Source organism: Psychrobacter sp. BI730 (genome assembly GCF_013414195.1).
Classification (GTDB): domain Bacteria; phylum Pseudomonadota; class Gammaproteobacteria; order Pseudomonadales; family Moraxellaceae; genus Psychrobacter.
In genome coordinates this window covers 18,431-34,136 of record NZ_JAATTV010000009.1, presented here as the reverse complement: position 1 = coordinate 34,136, position 15,706 = coordinate 18,431, and the positions used below count along the sequence as shown (strand labels likewise).

The 15,706-nt window shown below is 43.7% G+C and carries 12 protein-coding genes; 4 read left to right on the top strand and 8 right to left on the bottom strand.

The window, feature by feature from the left end:
* Positions 1–144: 144 nt before the first annotated feature.
* The gene (locus HCZ91_RS08395) at positions 145–945 is read left to right on the top strand and encodes a lysophospholipid acyltransferase family protein (protein WP_179799029.1); all 801 of its coding nucleotides are present in this window, start codon (positions 145–147) and stop codon (positions 943–945) included.
* 173 nt (positions 946–1,118) lie between these two features.
* Here the strand turns inward: HCZ91_RS08395 and HCZ91_RS08390 are convergent, their stop codons facing one another.
* Positions 1,119–2,159, bottom strand: coding sequence for an aldo/keto reductase (locus HCZ91_RS08390; RefSeq protein ID WP_179799028.1), 1,041 nt, complete (start codon positions 2,157–2,159; stop codon positions 1,119–1,121).
* Between the two features lie 65 nt (positions 2,160–2,224).
* Complete coding sequence (locus HCZ91_RS08385; protein ID WP_179799027.1) at positions 2,225–2,722, bottom strand: peptidylprolyl isomerase; 498 nt, start codon at positions 2,720–2,722, stop codon at positions 2,225–2,227.
* A 183-nt stretch (positions 2,723–2,905) separates the two neighbouring features.
* On the opposite strand from HCZ91_RS08385, the gene HCZ91_RS08380 reads away from it, so the two are divergent.
* Positions 2,906–3,574 (top strand): DUF1294 domain-containing protein, encoded by a 669-nt coding sequence (locus HCZ91_RS08380; RefSeq protein WP_346342187.1) that lies wholly within the window; start codon positions 2,906–2,908, stop codon positions 3,572–3,574.
* A 139-nt stretch (positions 3,575–3,713) separates the two neighbouring features.
* On the opposite strand, the gene lspA is transcribed toward HCZ91_RS08380, so the two are convergent.
* The 4 genes from lspA to HCZ91_RS08360 form a co-directional block, all read right to left on the bottom strand.
* Complete coding sequence (gene lspA, locus HCZ91_RS08375) at positions 3,714–4,370, bottom strand: signal peptidase II (RefSeq protein ID WP_179799025.1); 657 nt, start codon at positions 4,368–4,370, stop codon at positions 3,714–3,716.
* Positions 4,363–7,224 carry an isoleucine--tRNA ligase gene (ileS, locus tag HCZ91_RS08370; protein ID WP_179799024.1) on the bottom strand — a complete coding sequence of 954 codons (2,862 nt, stop codon included), beginning with the start codon at positions 7,222–7,224 and terminating at the stop codon, positions 4,363–4,365. Before ileS ends, lspA begins: the two co-directional genes overlap by 8 nt.
* Before the next feature lie 450 nt (positions 7,225–7,674).
* The gene (locus tag HCZ91_RS08365) at positions 7,675–8,223 is read right to left on the bottom strand and encodes a protein disulfide oxidoreductase (RefSeq protein ID WP_179799023.1); all 549 of its coding nucleotides are present in this window, start codon (positions 8,221–8,223) and stop codon (positions 7,675–7,677) included.
* A gap of 206 nt (positions 8,224–8,429) precedes the next feature.
* Positions 8,430–10,067 carry a carbon-nitrogen hydrolase family protein gene (locus HCZ91_RS08360; RefSeq protein WP_134292634.1) on the bottom strand — a complete coding sequence of 546 codons (1,638 nt, stop codon included), beginning with the start codon at positions 10,065–10,067 and terminating at the stop codon, positions 8,430–8,432.
* Between the two features lie 537 nt (positions 10,068–10,604).
* Here HCZ91_RS08360 and HCZ91_RS08355 point away from each other — a divergent pair.
* A complete protein-coding gene (locus HCZ91_RS08355) occupies positions 10,605–11,234 on the top strand; it encodes a BLUF domain-containing protein (protein WP_179799022.1) in 630 nt (209 codons plus the stop codon).
* 90 nt (positions 11,235–11,324) lie between these two features.
* Here HCZ91_RS08355 and HCZ91_RS08350 read toward each other — a convergent pair whose 3' ends face one another.
* Positions 11,325–12,761 carry an FAD-binding oxidoreductase gene (locus tag HCZ91_RS08350; RefSeq protein ID WP_179799021.1) on the bottom strand — a complete coding sequence of 479 codons (1,437 nt, stop codon included), beginning with the start codon at positions 12,759–12,761 and terminating at the stop codon, positions 11,325–11,327.
* 336 nt (positions 12,762–13,097) lie between these two features.
* Between HCZ91_RS08350 and serA the strand changes: the two genes are divergently transcribed.
* Positions 13,098–14,324 carry a phosphoglycerate dehydrogenase gene (gene serA, locus HCZ91_RS08345; RefSeq protein ID WP_057758460.1) on the top strand — a complete coding sequence of 409 codons (1,227 nt, stop codon included), beginning with the start codon at positions 13,098–13,100 and terminating at the stop codon, positions 14,322–14,324.
* 149 nt (positions 14,325–14,473) lie between these two features.
* On the opposite strand, the gene HCZ91_RS08340 is transcribed toward serA, so the two are convergent.
* Complete coding sequence (locus tag HCZ91_RS08340) at positions 14,474–15,532, bottom strand: rhodanese-related sulfurtransferase (protein WP_218870107.1); 1,059 nt, start codon at positions 15,530–15,532, stop codon at positions 14,474–14,476.
* Between the last annotated feature and the right edge of the window lie 174 nt (positions 15,533–15,706).

The window sequence follows — 15,706 nt, the reverse complement described above, 5'->3', positions numbered from 1 at the left end:
TTTTTTATAAATCTGCTTTATTACCCATTTGTATAAAAGTCAGCATTCACTGAGTGAACAAGCTATCACTGAGTGTGCGAACTTTGTTATACTGGGCTCGTTTTTTGACTATTAAACACCCGTTATTTAATCATGAGGGCGAAGATGAGCCAAGCTAAATCAAGCTTTTCACTCAGACGACAGTTGAGCCGAGGTAGACAGGTTGCTGGTATGACCACGACTATGGTCGGCGGCATACGCGCGGCGAAGCGTATCGGTGCCTTTAAGCAGCCACCACGCGAAACCCTACCACGCTATATCCAGACATTCTGCCGCAAGATGGCAGGCTCTTTTGGTGTAAAAGTAGTAGAAGTGGAACCTGTAGAGCAGTTCCATGGCTTGTGGGTATCGAATCACGTGTCATGGATGGATATTCCTGTCGTTGGTACTGTGAGCCCAGCGTTCTTTTTATCCAAGGCTGAAATCGGTGAATGGCCTGTATTTGGCAAACTTGCCCATGCCGCAGGGACGCTTTTCATCGAGCGTGGCTCCGGTGATGCAAGCTCAGTATCGGCACAGATTGCTGACTTTTTAGCCAAAGGTTTTTCGATTATTTTCTTCCCTGAAGCGACCACTACTAGTGGTAAAAAAGTAAAGCGCATTCATGGAACATTGCTGCAAGCAGCCATTGACGCTGATGTGCCTATCAGACCGATCATCATCGCTTATGTCAATAAAGACGGCACACTAAGCGACGCATTGCCATACTATGGTAAGCTGACGATGAAAGAAAGTATGAAAAAAGTGCTCGATAGCAAAAACGTGACCGCTTATGTATTGCCACTCGCGCCTATAGATCCAGAGGGTCGTAACAAAAGCGAGCTGACCAATTTATTGCAAGCACGCATGAATGAAGGGTTGGCTGAGCTGCACTCAAGAGTACTTAGCGCACCAGTTGAAGAATGATTACTTAGAGTTGAGCTAGTTAGAGTTGAGCTAGTATAGCTAATCTCAGCCAGTTAATAAAAGGGCGCAAATCGTTTCGATTTGCGCCCTTTTTTATAGGAAGTTTAATAGAGCATGCATAATCTTATTTATCCAGCAGGCTCTATTAACATCCAGTCTCTATAAAATACCAACTATGGCGATGGATTAGGCTGCTGTGTATGCACCGCTTCAATCGCTTCTAATACATCTGCTGTTAGCTCCACATTGACACTGTCGATGTTTGATTTGAGTTGCTCGGTCGTTGTCGCTCCAATGATGTTGCTGGTGACAAAGTGACGAGAGTTTACAAAAGCCAATGACATCTGCGCCATGTCCAGACCTGCATCAGCAGCTATCTTGGCATATTGCTCAGTAGCTGATTTGGCTTGCTCATTCACGTAACGACCGAAACGATCATACATGGTCAGACGGGCGCCAGTTGGACGTTTGCCATCAAGATATTTACCAGACAATACACCAAAACCAAGCGGTGAATACGCAAGTAGACCAACGTTTTCACGATGGGCAATCTCAGCCATACCAACTTCGTATAAACGGTTCAATAGGCTATATGGGTTTTGCACGGTAAGAGGTGGAATTAGGCCATTTTTATCTGCTTCCCATAGATAGCGCATGAGTCCCCACGCGGTATCATTCGATAAGCCATAAGCACGAATACGACCTTTTTTGATTTCATCGTTCAACGCTTGAATGGTTTCTAAAAATGGGGTTAAATCGTCTAATGACTGTGCCGCCATCTCTTCATCATAGCCGCTCTGACCAAAGAAATTCGCCTGACGCTCTGGCCAATGCAGCTGATAGATATCGATATAGTCTGTTTGTAGACGTTCCAAATTACCATCGATAGCGCTACTAATATGCTCGGCGTTAAAGCGCGTTTGACCATCACGCAAAAACCCCATCGGTGATATTTTGCTAGCAAGAATGACTTTGTCACGCTGTTTGGTCTTGTTAAACCAAGTGCCCATAAAGCGTTCAGTATCGCCCTGTTTGTCTTTATCTGGTGGTGACGGGTACATCTCGGCGGTATCCCAAAAGTTCACACCTTCACTGAGTGCCATGTCCATTTGCTCATGTGCTTCGGACTCAGTATTTTGCTGTCCCCATGTCATCGTGCCTAGACAGATTTTAGATACTTTTTCATCGAGTTGCGGTAACGTTTGATACTGCATATAAGTCTCCCTTTTGACTGTTTTTTATCAATATTTATTTTTAGATGAGTTGTATTTATTGATGTTTACATCAATTTGATACCAGTGACACCGGGTGGTGTGACTTTAAAGATTTTTACTTTAAATAATACGTCTTGTCCTGCCAGTGGGTGGTTAAAGTCTACTTCGACTTGGTCTTCATCGATGGCACTAATCGTACCGGGTAAGGTGTTTTTACCTTTGTCTTCGAACTCAACCATCATGCCAATTTCTGGATTGTCAGCGACTAGCGCAAACTGAGTACGGCTAAAATGTTGAATGTTTTCAGGATTCCACTCACCAAAAGCTTGCTCTGGCTCAAGATGTGCGGTACGAGTATCACCGGCGCGCAGATTCATCAGTACTTGCTCAAAACCAGGTAACAAGCTCTCATCACCAATGGTCAAAGACACAGGTGCATCACGATTAAAGGTTGAATCGATGATGGTACCGTTCTCTAGTGAAACTTCAAAGTGCAACTTCACAAGGCTACCATAAGCGATACGAGTGTCTTCATTTGGGTTAATAAATTGAGATTGAGTCATAATAAAAAGCCATCGGTTACTAGAGTAAAAGAATAGAAAATAATGTGTTTGATTGCAGTCTTTTTAATTGCAGTATTATAGTGTAAGAAATAATAAGCCATCTAAGACCAGATGTAAGCGTCAATAATGTAACGCAGATGGTGTACTATAATTGGCAATTCTAAAAGATATGAGGTGTCGGTAGTGAATAAACAACAAGGCACTGTCAAAAAATGGCAGGACGATAAAGGGTTTGGCTTTATTGAAACTGAAGCAGGCGAGTCTGTCTTCTTTCATGTGAGTGAGTTTAAGGCTAAGCGCCGTCCTGATATCGGTGAGGTAGTGGTCTTTAGCATTGGACAGGATGCGGAGGGACGCAAGCGAGTCACGCAAGTACAAGAGCTTGGGTTTGTGCAGCAAAAAATGGCACAAAAAAATCAGCAGATCCGTCAGCGCAATCAGAAACGGAGCCATCAGGCAGAGTTTGAAGCGGGCCAAAAGAAACGCTCGTTCCTTGGACTGGCTTTTTATGGTGTTTTAGCTTTATTAGCAGCGACAGATAAATTGAGCTGGCTAGTGTTCGGCTGGTACGTCGTGCTAGGGATTATTACTTATGGTATGTATGCCAAAGATAAAGCTGCTGCGCAAAGTGGCGACTGGCGTACGCCTGAGTCTACACTGCATATACTAAGTGCGCTTGGCGGTTGGGTAGGCGCGCTATTGGCTCAGACGTATCTTCGGCACAAATCACAAAAGCCTGAGTTTCGAGTGACTTATTATTTGACCGTCGTTGTGAACATGGCAGGGTTGTTGTTTCTATTGGCAGGTGGTGGGTTAGAGACTGTGACTGGTTTACTGTCAGAATTTCTATAAATAATTGCATTCACGATCTGCAGTATTGCTACGTGTCTGACGAAAGCACTAAAACGATCGACAAAAAGAAGGTGGGTTACGTAGTCGTAACCCACCTTCTTTATTTATAAATTGAATTAATATCTCTAGCTATAGACGATTATGACCGTGGCATTTCACGCTTCTTTTCCAAAAACAGCATATCAATGACAATCAATAGTACACCGATAGATATACCGATATCCGCGATATTAAAAATCGGATAATGCCAAACATCAGCATAATGCACATGGATAAAATCAATTACATGACCATGTAATAAGCGGTCGATTAAATTACCAACTGCACCGCCCAATACTAAAGCCAGACCGAAAGATAACAGCGTAGCTTTGCGAGGTGCTTTAATCAGATAAATGATTAGAAATAGCGACATGAGTAACGCCAGCCCTGAAAAGAACCACTTCTGCCAACCGCCAGCATCTGCCAAAAAGCTAAAAGCTGCGCCATAGTTGTAAGCCAATGTCCAATTGAGAAATGGCTCAATCACCGGCACTGGATCATGAAAGGTCAGTTTGGTTTCTGCCAACCACTTGGTCCACTGATCGATAATGACAATAACCAATGCCAATATATACCATACAAAAGCACGACTGCCATTGGCCACCAGCTTTGGTGTCCTATTTGTTGACTTGGTCAGGCGACTTTTAGGCGTGGTCGAGCTACCCGTGGTTGCATGAGCAGGCTTAGGCGAATGATCGACTTCAGATTGCGACGGCTTATTGTGCTGGCTATCAGGTGTATCTGTTGGATTAGGCATAATGGCGCACCTCGCCATCGCCACTGACATTGGTCACGCAGCGCGCGCATAGCTCAGGATGGGCGCTATCCGTGCCGATATCATCACGGATATGCCAGCAGCGTACGCACTTAGTACCAGTAGCCGCGCTTACTTGGACTACTAAATCTACAGCCTCTTCTGTATTCGTTTCGGTTGCTTCTGCTGTCTGTGTGATGCTATCAGCAGGCGCTTCGCTCATTGGCTTTAATGCAGCGTTACTAGTAATTAGTACAAAACGTAGCTCTTCATCAAGCTTAGCTAAGCTCTCATGCATAGCACCGTCAGCGTATAGACTCACGTCGGCAGACAAGTTGGCATTGATGATTTTTTCGCCACGTGCAGTTTCGATATGTTTGTTTACCATGTCTTTTGCGAACATGATGCGCTGCCAGTCATCGTTGCTGATAGCACTTAGCTCAAACGCTGGGAACTCGTACCATTCTTGAGTAAATACATAACCGCCTTTATCCGCATCACGTTGATTCAATACTTCCCAAGCCTCTTGCGCTGTGAATGACAAGATTGGTGTAATCCAGCGAATCAATGCATGAGTGATATGGTAGATAGCTGTCTGCGCAGAACGACGAGGCTGTCCATCTGCCTGCGTGGTGTACTGGCGATCCTTGATAATATCTAGATAGAAGCTACCCAAGTCTTGCGAGCAAAACGCAGTGACGTGCTGAGTGACTTGGTGAAAGTCCATCGCATCGTAAGCGCTAATGATTTGCGCTTGTACGGTTTGTGCGCGCTCAATGATGAATTTATCAAGGCTAACCAATTCGTTGATATCAATGCTATCAGTCGCTGGATTGAAGTCATCGGTATTGGCAAGCAAGAAACGTAAGGTGTTACGGATACGGCGATACATATCGATCGCACCTTTAAAGACCGTCTTACCTGCGCTCATCTCATAACGATAGTCACTTGAAGCAATCCATAAACGCAGCATGTCCGCGCCTGTTTTATTGATCTCTTCTTGCGGGGTGATGATGTTGCCAAGTGACTTACTCATCTTGCGACCGTTTTCATCGACCACAAAGCCATGGGTCAATACTTGCTTAAACGGTGGGCGCTCATACATCGCTTCTGACGTCAGCAGTGACGTCTGGAACCAGCCGCGATGCTGGTCAGAGCCTTCTAAATACATGTCAGCTGGATTGGTCAACTCATCACGTTGATCAAGTACGGCAAAATGCGTCGTACCTGAGTCAAACCAAACGTCTAATGTGTCAGTTGCTTTGTCATAGTCAGCGGCTTCACTGCCTAAGAAGTCTTCACAGCTAGCATCAAACCACGCTTCTACGCCGCCTTCATTGATTTTTTGCGCCGCAGTTTCCATCAGCTCAAGCGTGTTTGGATGTAGCTCGCCTGTTTCTTTGTGCGTAAAGAAAGTGATCGGCACGCCCCATGTACGTTGACGTGAGATACACCAATCAGGACGACCCGTCATCATTGATTCGATACGGTTTTGTCCCCACGCTGGAGTCCAGTTGACTGTAGGAATATCAGCAAGCGCGCGAGCACGTAAGCCTTTGGTTTCCATGTTGATAAACCACTGAGGCGTAGCACGGAAAATGATTGGCGACTTATGACGCCAGCAATGCGGATAGCTGTGCTCAATTTTGGTATGGCTGATTAAATGACCATTGTCATGTAGGGCAGCGATGATTTTTGGATTGGCTTTATAGATATGCTCGCCAGCAAATACAGCAGCGCTATCTAAATAAACGCCCGTACCGCTTACTGGGTTTTCTACTGGTAAGTTGTATTTTAAACCAACGATATAATCGTCTAAACCGTGACCAGGTGCAGTATGTACCAGACCAGTACCACTATCAGTAGTCACATGATCGCCCAAAATGAGCGGCACTTGACGGTCTGCAATTAGTGGATGCTGGGCATGTAGGCCTTCAAGCTCGCTGCCTGATACGGTTGCTAGGATGCCGTTATTTTCTAGTTTAAGTTCGTTTAGCGCAGTCTCTACAAGATCCGCTGCGAGTAATAGGTTGCTTTTTTCGGTAGCAACCACGCTATAGTTATGCTCAGGATGTACTGAGATAGCTTGGTTGGCAGGTAGTGTCCATGGCGTGGTGGTCCAAATAACAGCAGCGATATTATCTGCGATATCTGCCAATGCGGCTACTTTATCCGTACCGAGTACATCAAAGCTGACATAAATCGCATCAGAGACTTTATCTTGATACTCTACCTCTGCTTCTGCTAGGGCAGAGCTACAGTCCAAGCACCAGTTAACTGGCTTCATACCGCGAGTCACATGACCATTGTCATAGATTTTGGCAAGCGCACGCACGATGTTAGCTTCTTGATGAAAGTTCATCGTCAGATAAGGATTGTCCCAATCACCAAACACACCTAAGCGCTTGAAGTCTGCCTTTTGCAGTTCAATCTGAGTGCTCGCATATTCGCGGCATAGGCCACGGAATTCGGTCGCAGACACTTTTTGACCGACTTTACCGACCTTAGCTTCGACTTTTTGTTCGATTGGCAGACCATGACAATCCCAACCAGGGACATAAGGAGCATCAAATCCCGATAGGGTTTTTGATTTCACGATAATGTCTTTTAGTACTTTATTGACTGCGTGACCCAAGTGAATCTGACCGTTGGCGTATGGAGGGCCATCGTGCAAAATATATTTGGTTGCACCAGCACGCGCCTGACGAATTTTACCGTACACGTCATCTGCTTCCCAAGCAGCTAACCAATCTGGCTCGCGTTTGGCAAGGTTTGCGCGCATCGCAAATGGCGTATCCGCAAGGTTCAGCGTATCTTTGTAATCTTGGCTTGGTGTGTCAGTGCTTTTATCAGTCATAGAAGGTATCTTTTTAAAAGGTAGGTTTGTGTGTCGGTTCAAAACCGGATACAAGGCTCGATGTTCAATGTAGTTCAATATAGTACTGAGTGTCACGCGGTATTGATAATGCTTAATTACTAATAGTAGGTATATTGCTCATCATAGTCGGTTTATCAACCATCATGTCAATAAATACCCATTGTCGCTCATTAGTCGGTAAATAGTTACGTCAATAATAAATGGTAACGAGACGATTGCAACATAAAATATGCTAGTAAAAATAATTCAAAAAAATATTTAGATCGGCAGCTATTATATGACAAAAAGGGTAGGGTAAAAAGAGCTGTGCGAGGTCGACCCAATTTTGTCCAATATCAATCCTTTACCTGCGCCGTATATCATTGGCAAAGACGTAACTATAATCTCTTCGCATAATGATTTATTGAAGCATGAAGTACGTCACAAGTGCTAAAAAACAGATGCTAACCATAAGCGCAGTTTCAATGACCATAATGGCTGAATCCCTGTTAGCCCTTGTGTCATCTCACCATTCTCTAATACCACATAAGATGGTGTGACTTGTCCTTGCCAATCTGTAAAGATATTGCCTTGTTGATCATTTATGGTGGTGAAATCAAACTGATGCTGATCGAGGTAGCTGTGTAACTCTTGATTTGAGCCGGACTGTACGGCAACAGTGACAACAGGATAGTTATCTGCTGCTAGTTTATTGATTGTGGGCGAAGTAAAGCTGCAGACTGAACACCACGTACCCCAAAAGTATACCAGCGTAGGCCGCTCATGACTCATCGCCGCTAGATCGATAGTTTGTCCTTGGTAATCGGTCAGTTGCAACTGAGGGTTGGCAGGCATGACAGGCTGTCGCCACCAATTGACCACGCTATAGATCACAACAAACATGAGACCGTATAACATTATCGTTTTAAGTATCGAAATGATCTTTCGCTTCGGCTGCTTCTTTGGCTTTATTTCTGTTTGCTCAATATCAGTCGTCATGACATCCGCTTTTTAGTTTGCATATTGTTTTCAGTTATTTTCAAATGATGGCCTATCGTCACTGCTTATCTTATGGTAATTGCCTATATGATCATTGCACAAAGAGTAGACAATAGATAAAAATAAACGGCTGAAAATCAGCCGTATTATTTATAAAGTCTACTATAAGTGTGCGACGTCAACCGACCATAACTAACTACAATTAACTACGGCTTTTGCGCTCGGTTTTGTAATGGATCACCAATAAGCACGCTGCCTGAATTTTCAAGGCGCTGCTCATCACTCAATTTGCTCGCTGGCACTTTGGCCTTGCGCTTCCACTTTAAGCTGAACAAATCATCACGGCGGTCAATCAGGTTATGTACTGAGCCTTCATGACGAACGTGAGTAAGCTTGTCTAAGTTTACATCAGAGAAGAACACCATCTCCGTGTTGGCAGTGGTCTCTGCCATAATCGCATCATGTGGGAATGCAAAATCTGACGGTGAAAAGATCGACGATTGAGCGTACTGAATATCCAAACTCTCAACTTGCGGTAAGTTACCCACTGAACCGCAAATCATCACATAGCATTCGTTTTCGATAGCACGGGCTTGTGCACAGTGGCGGACACGTAGATAGCCGTTTTTGGTGTCGGTCCAGAAGGGCACAAACAAGATATCCATGTCATCAAGTGCCATTAGACGTGCAAGCTCAGGGAACTCAACATCGTAGCAGACCAAGATACCGATACGACCCGCATCTGTATCAAACACTTTGACTTCATCGCCACCTTCGATTACCCAAGCGCTGCGCTCATGCGGGGTAATATGAATTTTGCGTTGCTCTTCAACGGTACCATCGCGGCGGCATAAATAGCTGACGTTATACAAGGTATCGTCTTCATCTAGTAACGGCATCGAACCGGTAATGACGTTGACGTTATAACTGACGGCTAAATGCGAGATTTCGTTTTTGAACCACTCGGTATAACCTGCCAAAAATCGAATAGCGATATTTTGATCGGTTTCTTCGCATAGACCCATCAATGGCGCATTGAAAAACTCTGGTAAGCAAGCAAAGTCTGAGTTGTAGTCAGCCATGATATCGACAAAAAACTCAACCTGTTGCAGTAGCTCTTCAGGTGATTCGACTTCACGCATCTGCCACTGAATACCACCAATACGCACTTCAGACTTGCGAGTATTAGGCTTATAGTCTTTAGGCTCGTAGTAGATATTTGCCCACTCAAGCAAGGTAGCAAAGCCCTTTGATTGCTTATCATCTGGTAGATAAGCGGTCAAAATACGTTTAACGATAAAGCCATTAGATAGCTGGAACGACAAAGCTGAATCGTGAATTTCACGGCTTTCAACGGCATCAATATATTCGCCTGGAGTCAGATCTTTATGGTTATGATAGTTAGGTATGCGTCCACCGGCTAAGATAGCGCGGAAATTTAACTGTCGGCATAGCTCCTTACGTGCATCATACAGCCGTCGACCGAGGCGGTAGCCACGATAATCAGGGTCGATGAGTGCATCTAAACCATAAATTGCATCACCTTCTGGATTGTCTCTGATGATTTCTTTTTGCCCAATCAAATCGTCATAGGTATGCGGATTTGAAAACTTAGCATAGTCAACGCGCATAGAGAGCACAATACCAATCAGCTGATCATGATCAAACAAAGCAATCTGACCTTCAGGGAACGCGTCAATCAAAGTATGAATGGTTGTCTTTGACCATGCGCCACCCAAGTTTACATAGACACGATCCATCAAGGCTTTTAATTGTGGATAATCTTTTTTCTTAATCTCAGCAATCGTGAGGTGAAAATCATCTAGTTTTTCCATCTTACTCATAAGTTTCCTGTTTTAAATAGCTATTGAATGTAGTGGTATCAAATAATGGGGTCATAGCACATTGGTGTGCCGATTTTTGTGCAAAAAAGTAATAAAAACATTCCAATAGGAAGATATTGTCGTTACAATAATTTATTGCCATATTTACAATAGGTTATGTTGATATCTTAGACTGTTTTGCTCACTATATTTAGTACTGTTTTTGACTAACGTATAGGATTAAAGGATAGCGACTGCCGCATTCTATATCGCTTTATATCTATTAGGTTTGTGAGCACCGATAAGCGCCTAACTCTGCATTATCATTGTACCTGCGACTGTCTTGCTATTTATTATCTCAATATAGAATCTAAATAATATCTATCAGTACCTTTTGTTTTGCTTGTTATCATAGCAAGCTGTAACGGTAATAACAGTCTCACGTAGTAAATATTTGCTACGTTTTTGTGAGTCAATTTTTTGGTTCAACTCAGGCATAGTATTGTGTTGCTTGTTTCGTTTAGCCGTATCTCATCGGCTTCTTAGGATTATTTTATTATGCCTTTAAATCATACCAATAGAATCATGAAGTGGGATGACATAGATGATTCCGCTTTGGTTCAGTTGGTCTATGTCAGTACGCTGACTCTTGGCTCGCGCTTGAGCACCTCTATTTTTGATGAAGTAGAAGGCCACGCACGTAACTACAATCAGCAGCATAACATCACAGGCACGCTATGCTACGGCAATGGTCACTTCCTGCAATGTATTGAAGGTAAAAAGTCAGATGTATTTAATCTGCAAGAGCGTATCTTTGTCGATAGTCGTCATAAGAATGTAGAAGTGTTGCTGCTACAAGTCATCAATCATCGCAGCTTTGCCGACTGGCGTATGCGCTTGCTGTTTTTGGAGCGTTGGTTATGGTCACCCGCGACCAAGAAACAGGCCGTACAACTATCTCCGTTTTTACCCTTTGCGCCGCATGGTTGGTCGTCTGATCGAACTGAGCAGTTTTTGCAAATTATCAAAAATTTCGATAGCCCACCCCACATTAAAGCAGCAGGTATTACTTATAATGCATTGGGTAATATGGTGCGTCATATCGCGGCACCGCATCAGGCATTTCTGATTATTCAAGGGTTTTTGAGCATATTACTGATCGTTGCACTAATACTGTTATATTTATAGATTGTAGTTTCTGCGAATTATAAACCCAAAAAAAGACGCTAGCCTCTCGGTTTAGCGTCTTTTTATTTGAGATAAGTGTTAAACATCTAATCACATATCAAAAATCTTACCACGGTTCATAATGTTGTTTGGATCGAATACTTTTTTGACTTCTCGTAAATAATCAATCTCCGTCTCACTGCGGCTATAGTGCAAGTACGGTTTCTTTGTCATACCAACCCCATGCTCAGCAGACACTGAACCACCATATTTCTGTACCGTCTCAAACACATATTTATTGACGACCTGACACTCAGCAAAGAAATCATCTTTATTCATATTCTCAGGTTTTAAGATATTCAGATGCAAATTACCATCGCCGATATGACCGAACCAACAGACTTCAAAGTCTGGATAGTTGCTGCTGACAATATGATCAATCTCTTCGATAAAGGTCGGTACGTGACTTATCAGCACCGATACATCGTTTTTATAAGGGGTAAATACTGAGATAGTCTCTGAGATATATTCGCGTAGCTTCCACAGCTCTGCCGCTTGTGTGAGGTTTTGGCTCATCACCCCATCAACGACCCAGCCTTGCTCCATACAGTGCTCAAATATGGCCATGGCTTTATCCATGATTGGCTCATAAGGTGCTTCAAATTCTAATAGCGTATAAAACTTGGTACGTGATTCAAAGGGTTCTTGTACTTGACCATGTGCCATCAGCTTATCAATCGCTACATCGTCAAAGAATTCAAAAGCGGTCAAATCAATTTGTGCTTGAAAGGCAGAGAGCACGTTCATGACATCGTTAAAGCTGTCCATGCCAAGCACCATAACGTTTAAATCTTGTGGCTGACGCTCAAGCTTGATTTGCGCATGAGTGACAAGGCCAAGCGTGCCTTCACTACCGATGAATAATTGACGTAAGTCATAACCTGTGGCGTTTTTTACCATGCCGCGATTTAGCTGCAAGATATCACCTTTACCAGTGACAACAGTCAGACCCATAATCCATTGACGGGTCATGCCATAACGAATGACTTTGATACCGCCAGCATTGGTTCCGATATTGCCACCGATTTGACTAGAGCCTGCTGAGGCAAAGTCGACAGGATAGTATAAGTCTTTTGATTCAGCGAATTCTTGCAACTGCTGGGTGACCACACCGGCTTCGACTTCAACTATTCGATCGGCAGGATAGAACTGTCCGATGTGGTTCATTTTATCCATGCTGACGACGATCTCGCCATTAGCAGCGACAGCACCAGCAGAGAGTCCTGTACGACCACCACTGGGGGTTAGGACGACGTTGTGCTCATTGGCAAGGAGTACGATGGATTGCACTTGCTCTGTAGTCTTTGGAAAGACGATAGCAGATGCAGCAGGGGCAAAGTGCTTGGTCCAGTCTTTACCCCAGTGCTCTAAACTCTCAGCATCAGTTTTGATTTGGCTGGGATCGAAATCATGGGTATCAGTGAGCGTGCTCAAGATGGTTTGCACGGCATTGGTTTCGGATGTGTTTTGAGCGGTAGTTGGCGTCATGGTCAAATCTCAATATTGGCGTAAGCACGATGCTGGGACTGTTTATTATATAGCGAAACAACTATAAATTCAGTGGTGAGTCAGCTCGTAGAGGTAATAAGTGGGTGATAATTTTTACCTATAAGAAGAGGTAAGTAATAAATAATTGATTCGAGCGGTTTCAAACAGAATAATTCACTATAGCATAAAAATTTTTCAGGCTTGATAACCAATAATTCATCTAATCTGCTAACATCGACCTCAAATTTTGTGTAAGATATCGGGACTGTTTTCGTTTCATCCATCATAGATTATCCAACAGGTAATCTTATAAAACAATTATAGGACAGTTCTCATATGGCGTTATCACTACAAAAAGACAAAATCCGGTTTTTATTGCTTGAAGGTCTACATGACAATGCCCTAAAAGTATTGGAAGGAGCTGGTTACCACAACATCGAGAATATCAGTCACGCCTTAGATCAAGACGAGCTGATTGAAAAGATCAAAGATGCTCACTTTATCGGTATTCGTTCGCGCACTCAGTTGACGCGTGAAGTACTTGAGCACGCACACAAGCTTATCGGCATTGGTTGCTTTTGTATTGGTACCAACCAAGTAGATCTAGACGCCGCTCGTGATCTTGGTATCCCTGTCTTTAACGCGCCATTCTCGAACACTCGCTCGGTAGCTGAGCTAGTATTGGCCGAAGCCATTATGCTGTACCGCGGTATTCCTGAAAAGAATGCAACCGTACATCGCGGCGGCTGGGGTAAGTCTGCGACCAACTCACACGAAGTGCGTGGCAAGACTATCGGTATCGTCGGTTATGGCTCTATTGGCTCGCAGCTGTCTGTCTTGGCAGAAAGCTTCGGTATGAAAGTCATTTATCATGATGCTGTGACCAAATTGCCACTAGGCAACGCGGTACAAGTTGGTAGCCTAGAAGAGCTACTATCAACGGCTGATATCGTGACATTGCATGTACCTGATGTACCAAGCACTCGCTATATGATGAAAGCTGAGCAGTTCGCTCAGATGAAAGAAGGCAGCTACTTTATCAATGCGGCTCGCGGTACGTGCGTCGAGATTGATGATCTGGCGGATGCGCTTGAGTCTGGTAAAATCTTGGGCGCGGCTATCGATGTGTTCCCAAAAGAGCCAAAATCAGCTGACGAAGAGTTTGAGTCACCATTACGTAAGTTTGATAATGTGATTTTGACGCCGCATATCGGTGGTTCAACCCAAGAAGCACAGGCCAATATCGGACTGGAAGTAGCAGATAAGTTTGTTAGGTACTCTGACCAAGGTGATACAGCGACTGCGGTGAACTTCCCAGAAGTTTCTATTCCGTTCAAAGAAAACTCGCATCGTCTACTACACATTCACAAAAACGTGCCAGGCGTACTGTCTCAGATTAACCGCCTATTTGCTGAAGCTGGCATCAACATCCTAGCGCAGAGCCTGATGACAGAAGGTGATGTTGGTTATCTAGTGATGGATGTCGATTACAATGATTCGACCGCTGCACTAGACCAATTAAAAGATGTAGAAGAGACTATCCGCGTACGTATCTTATTCTAATATAGTCAATCCGCTTTCAAATTGGATTAACTATATCAGTGCTAATAGTTTTGGTAGGCACTGAAGATTTATCATAAAAAAAGAGAGGCTCTATTGATTAGAGCCTCTCTTTTTTATTTCACTTCTTTTTTATTGTACTAATGTTAAGTTTAGTTCGCTTTAGTGTTGTTTGCAGCTTCTGCCTGTAGACGCGCTTCCGTTTTGGCGGCTTTACGTTTTTCGATTACATCCATCACGTCGCTACCGATATGGGCTTCGCCACGCTTCTTGGCTAGCTGCATTTGGTGCTCGCGCTCACGGAAACGGGCTTTTTGCTCATCGGTTGCCTTGTCGATACAGTGTGGGCAAGATTCGCCTTTGATATAGGCAGGGCTTTGCATGTCATCGACAGTGATCGGCATACGGCAAGCAAAACACTGCTCGTAGTTGCCTTTCTCTAAGTTATGGTTGACCGAAACTCGATTATCAAAAACAAAGCAATCACCTTGCCACATAGAATCACTGGCAGGGACTTCTTCTAGGTATTTTAGGATGCCGCCTTCTAAATGATAGACCTCTTCAAACCCTTGTTCGCGTAAATACGCAGTCGACTTCTCACAGCGAATACCACCCGTACAGAACATCGCCACTTTTTTGTGCTTGGCTGGATCGAGCTCTTTTGAAACGTATTCTGGAAACTCGCGGAACGTTTCAGTGTTAGGGTTAACCGCATTTTGGAAGGTGCCGATTTGCACTTCATAGTCGTTACGCGTGTCGATCAAGGTGACTTCAGGATCTGAGATTAACGCATTCCACTCGCTTGGTTTTACATAGCGACCAACGGATTCCAATGGGTCGATATTCTCGACACCCATAGTGACGATTTCTTTTTTCAGCTTCACCTTAGTGCGATAAAAAGGTTGTGCGTCAGTATAGGATTCTTTGAAGGTAAACGTACCAATCGCCTCGATACTACGCAGGTAGTCAAGAACAGTATCGATAGCTTGACGCGTACCAGAAATCGTACCGTTAATGCCTTCGCTGGCAAGCAACAACGTACCTTTCACATCGTTATCGAGCATAGTGTTTAGTATGGGCTCACGATACTGTTCAAAATCAGCAAAGCGTGTGAACTTATATAGTGCAGCAACGACGATATTATTAGTTACACTATCGTATACAGGGGCTGAATTGTTGTCAGTTATCGCAGTTTCTTTGTTGATGCTCATGTCTTTCTCCTGCTGGCTAGGTCGCAAACCTAGTGCAATGATAATAAAAAAGTAGATAGGTATATAACATTATCTCAATTGTGGAATTGATTAATGCGCGCGTAGTGTAGCAAATTTTAGATGGGTTTTGAATAGTTTGTATTGCTTGGCTTGATGTTATAGAAAACAGAAAAG

What these genes read in the sequence shown, in the direction of transcription:
- HCZ91_RS08340 (WP_218870107.1), bottom strand. Translation starts at nt 15,532, where the DNA reads ATGAGCATCAACAAAGAAACTGCGATAACTGACAACAATTCAGCCCCT.
- HCZ91_RS08390 (WP_179799028.1), bottom strand. Translation starts at nt 2,159, where the DNA reads ATGCAGTATCAAACGTTACCGCAACTCGATGAAAAAGTATCTAAAATC.
- serA (WP_057758460.1), top strand. Translation starts at nt 13,098, where the DNA reads ATGGCGTTATCACTACAAAAAGACAAAATCCGGTTTTTATTGCTTGAA.
- HCZ91_RS08350 (WP_179799021.1), bottom strand. Translation starts at nt 12,761, where the DNA reads ATGACGCCAACTACCGCTCAAAACACATCCGAAACCAATGCCGTGCAA.
- HCZ91_RS08395 (WP_179799029.1), top strand. Translation starts at nt 145, where the DNA reads ATGAGCCAAGCTAAATCAAGCTTTTCACTCAGACGACAGTTGAGCCGA.
- HCZ91_RS08360 (WP_134292634.1), bottom strand. Translation starts at nt 10,067, where the DNA reads ATGAGTAAGATGGAAAAACTAGATGATTTTCACCTCACGATTGCTGAG.
- ileS (WP_179799024.1), bottom strand. Translation starts at nt 7,224, where the DNA reads ATGACTGATAAAAGCACTGACACACCAAGCCAAGATTACAAAGATACG.
- HCZ91_RS08355 (WP_179799022.1), top strand. Translation starts at nt 10,605, where the DNA reads ATGCCTTTAAATCATACCAATAGAATCATGAAGTGGGATGACATAGAT.
- HCZ91_RS08365 (WP_179799023.1), bottom strand. Translation starts at nt 8,223, where the DNA reads ATGACGACTGATATTGAGCAAACAGAAATAAAGCCAAAGAAGCAGCCG.
- lspA (WP_179799025.1), bottom strand. Translation starts at nt 4,370, where the DNA reads ATGCCTAATCCAACAGATACACCTGATAGCCAGCACAATAAGCCGTCG.
- HCZ91_RS08385 (WP_179799027.1), bottom strand. Translation starts at nt 2,722, where the DNA reads ATGACTCAATCTCAATTTATTAACCCAAATGAAGACACTCGTATCGCT.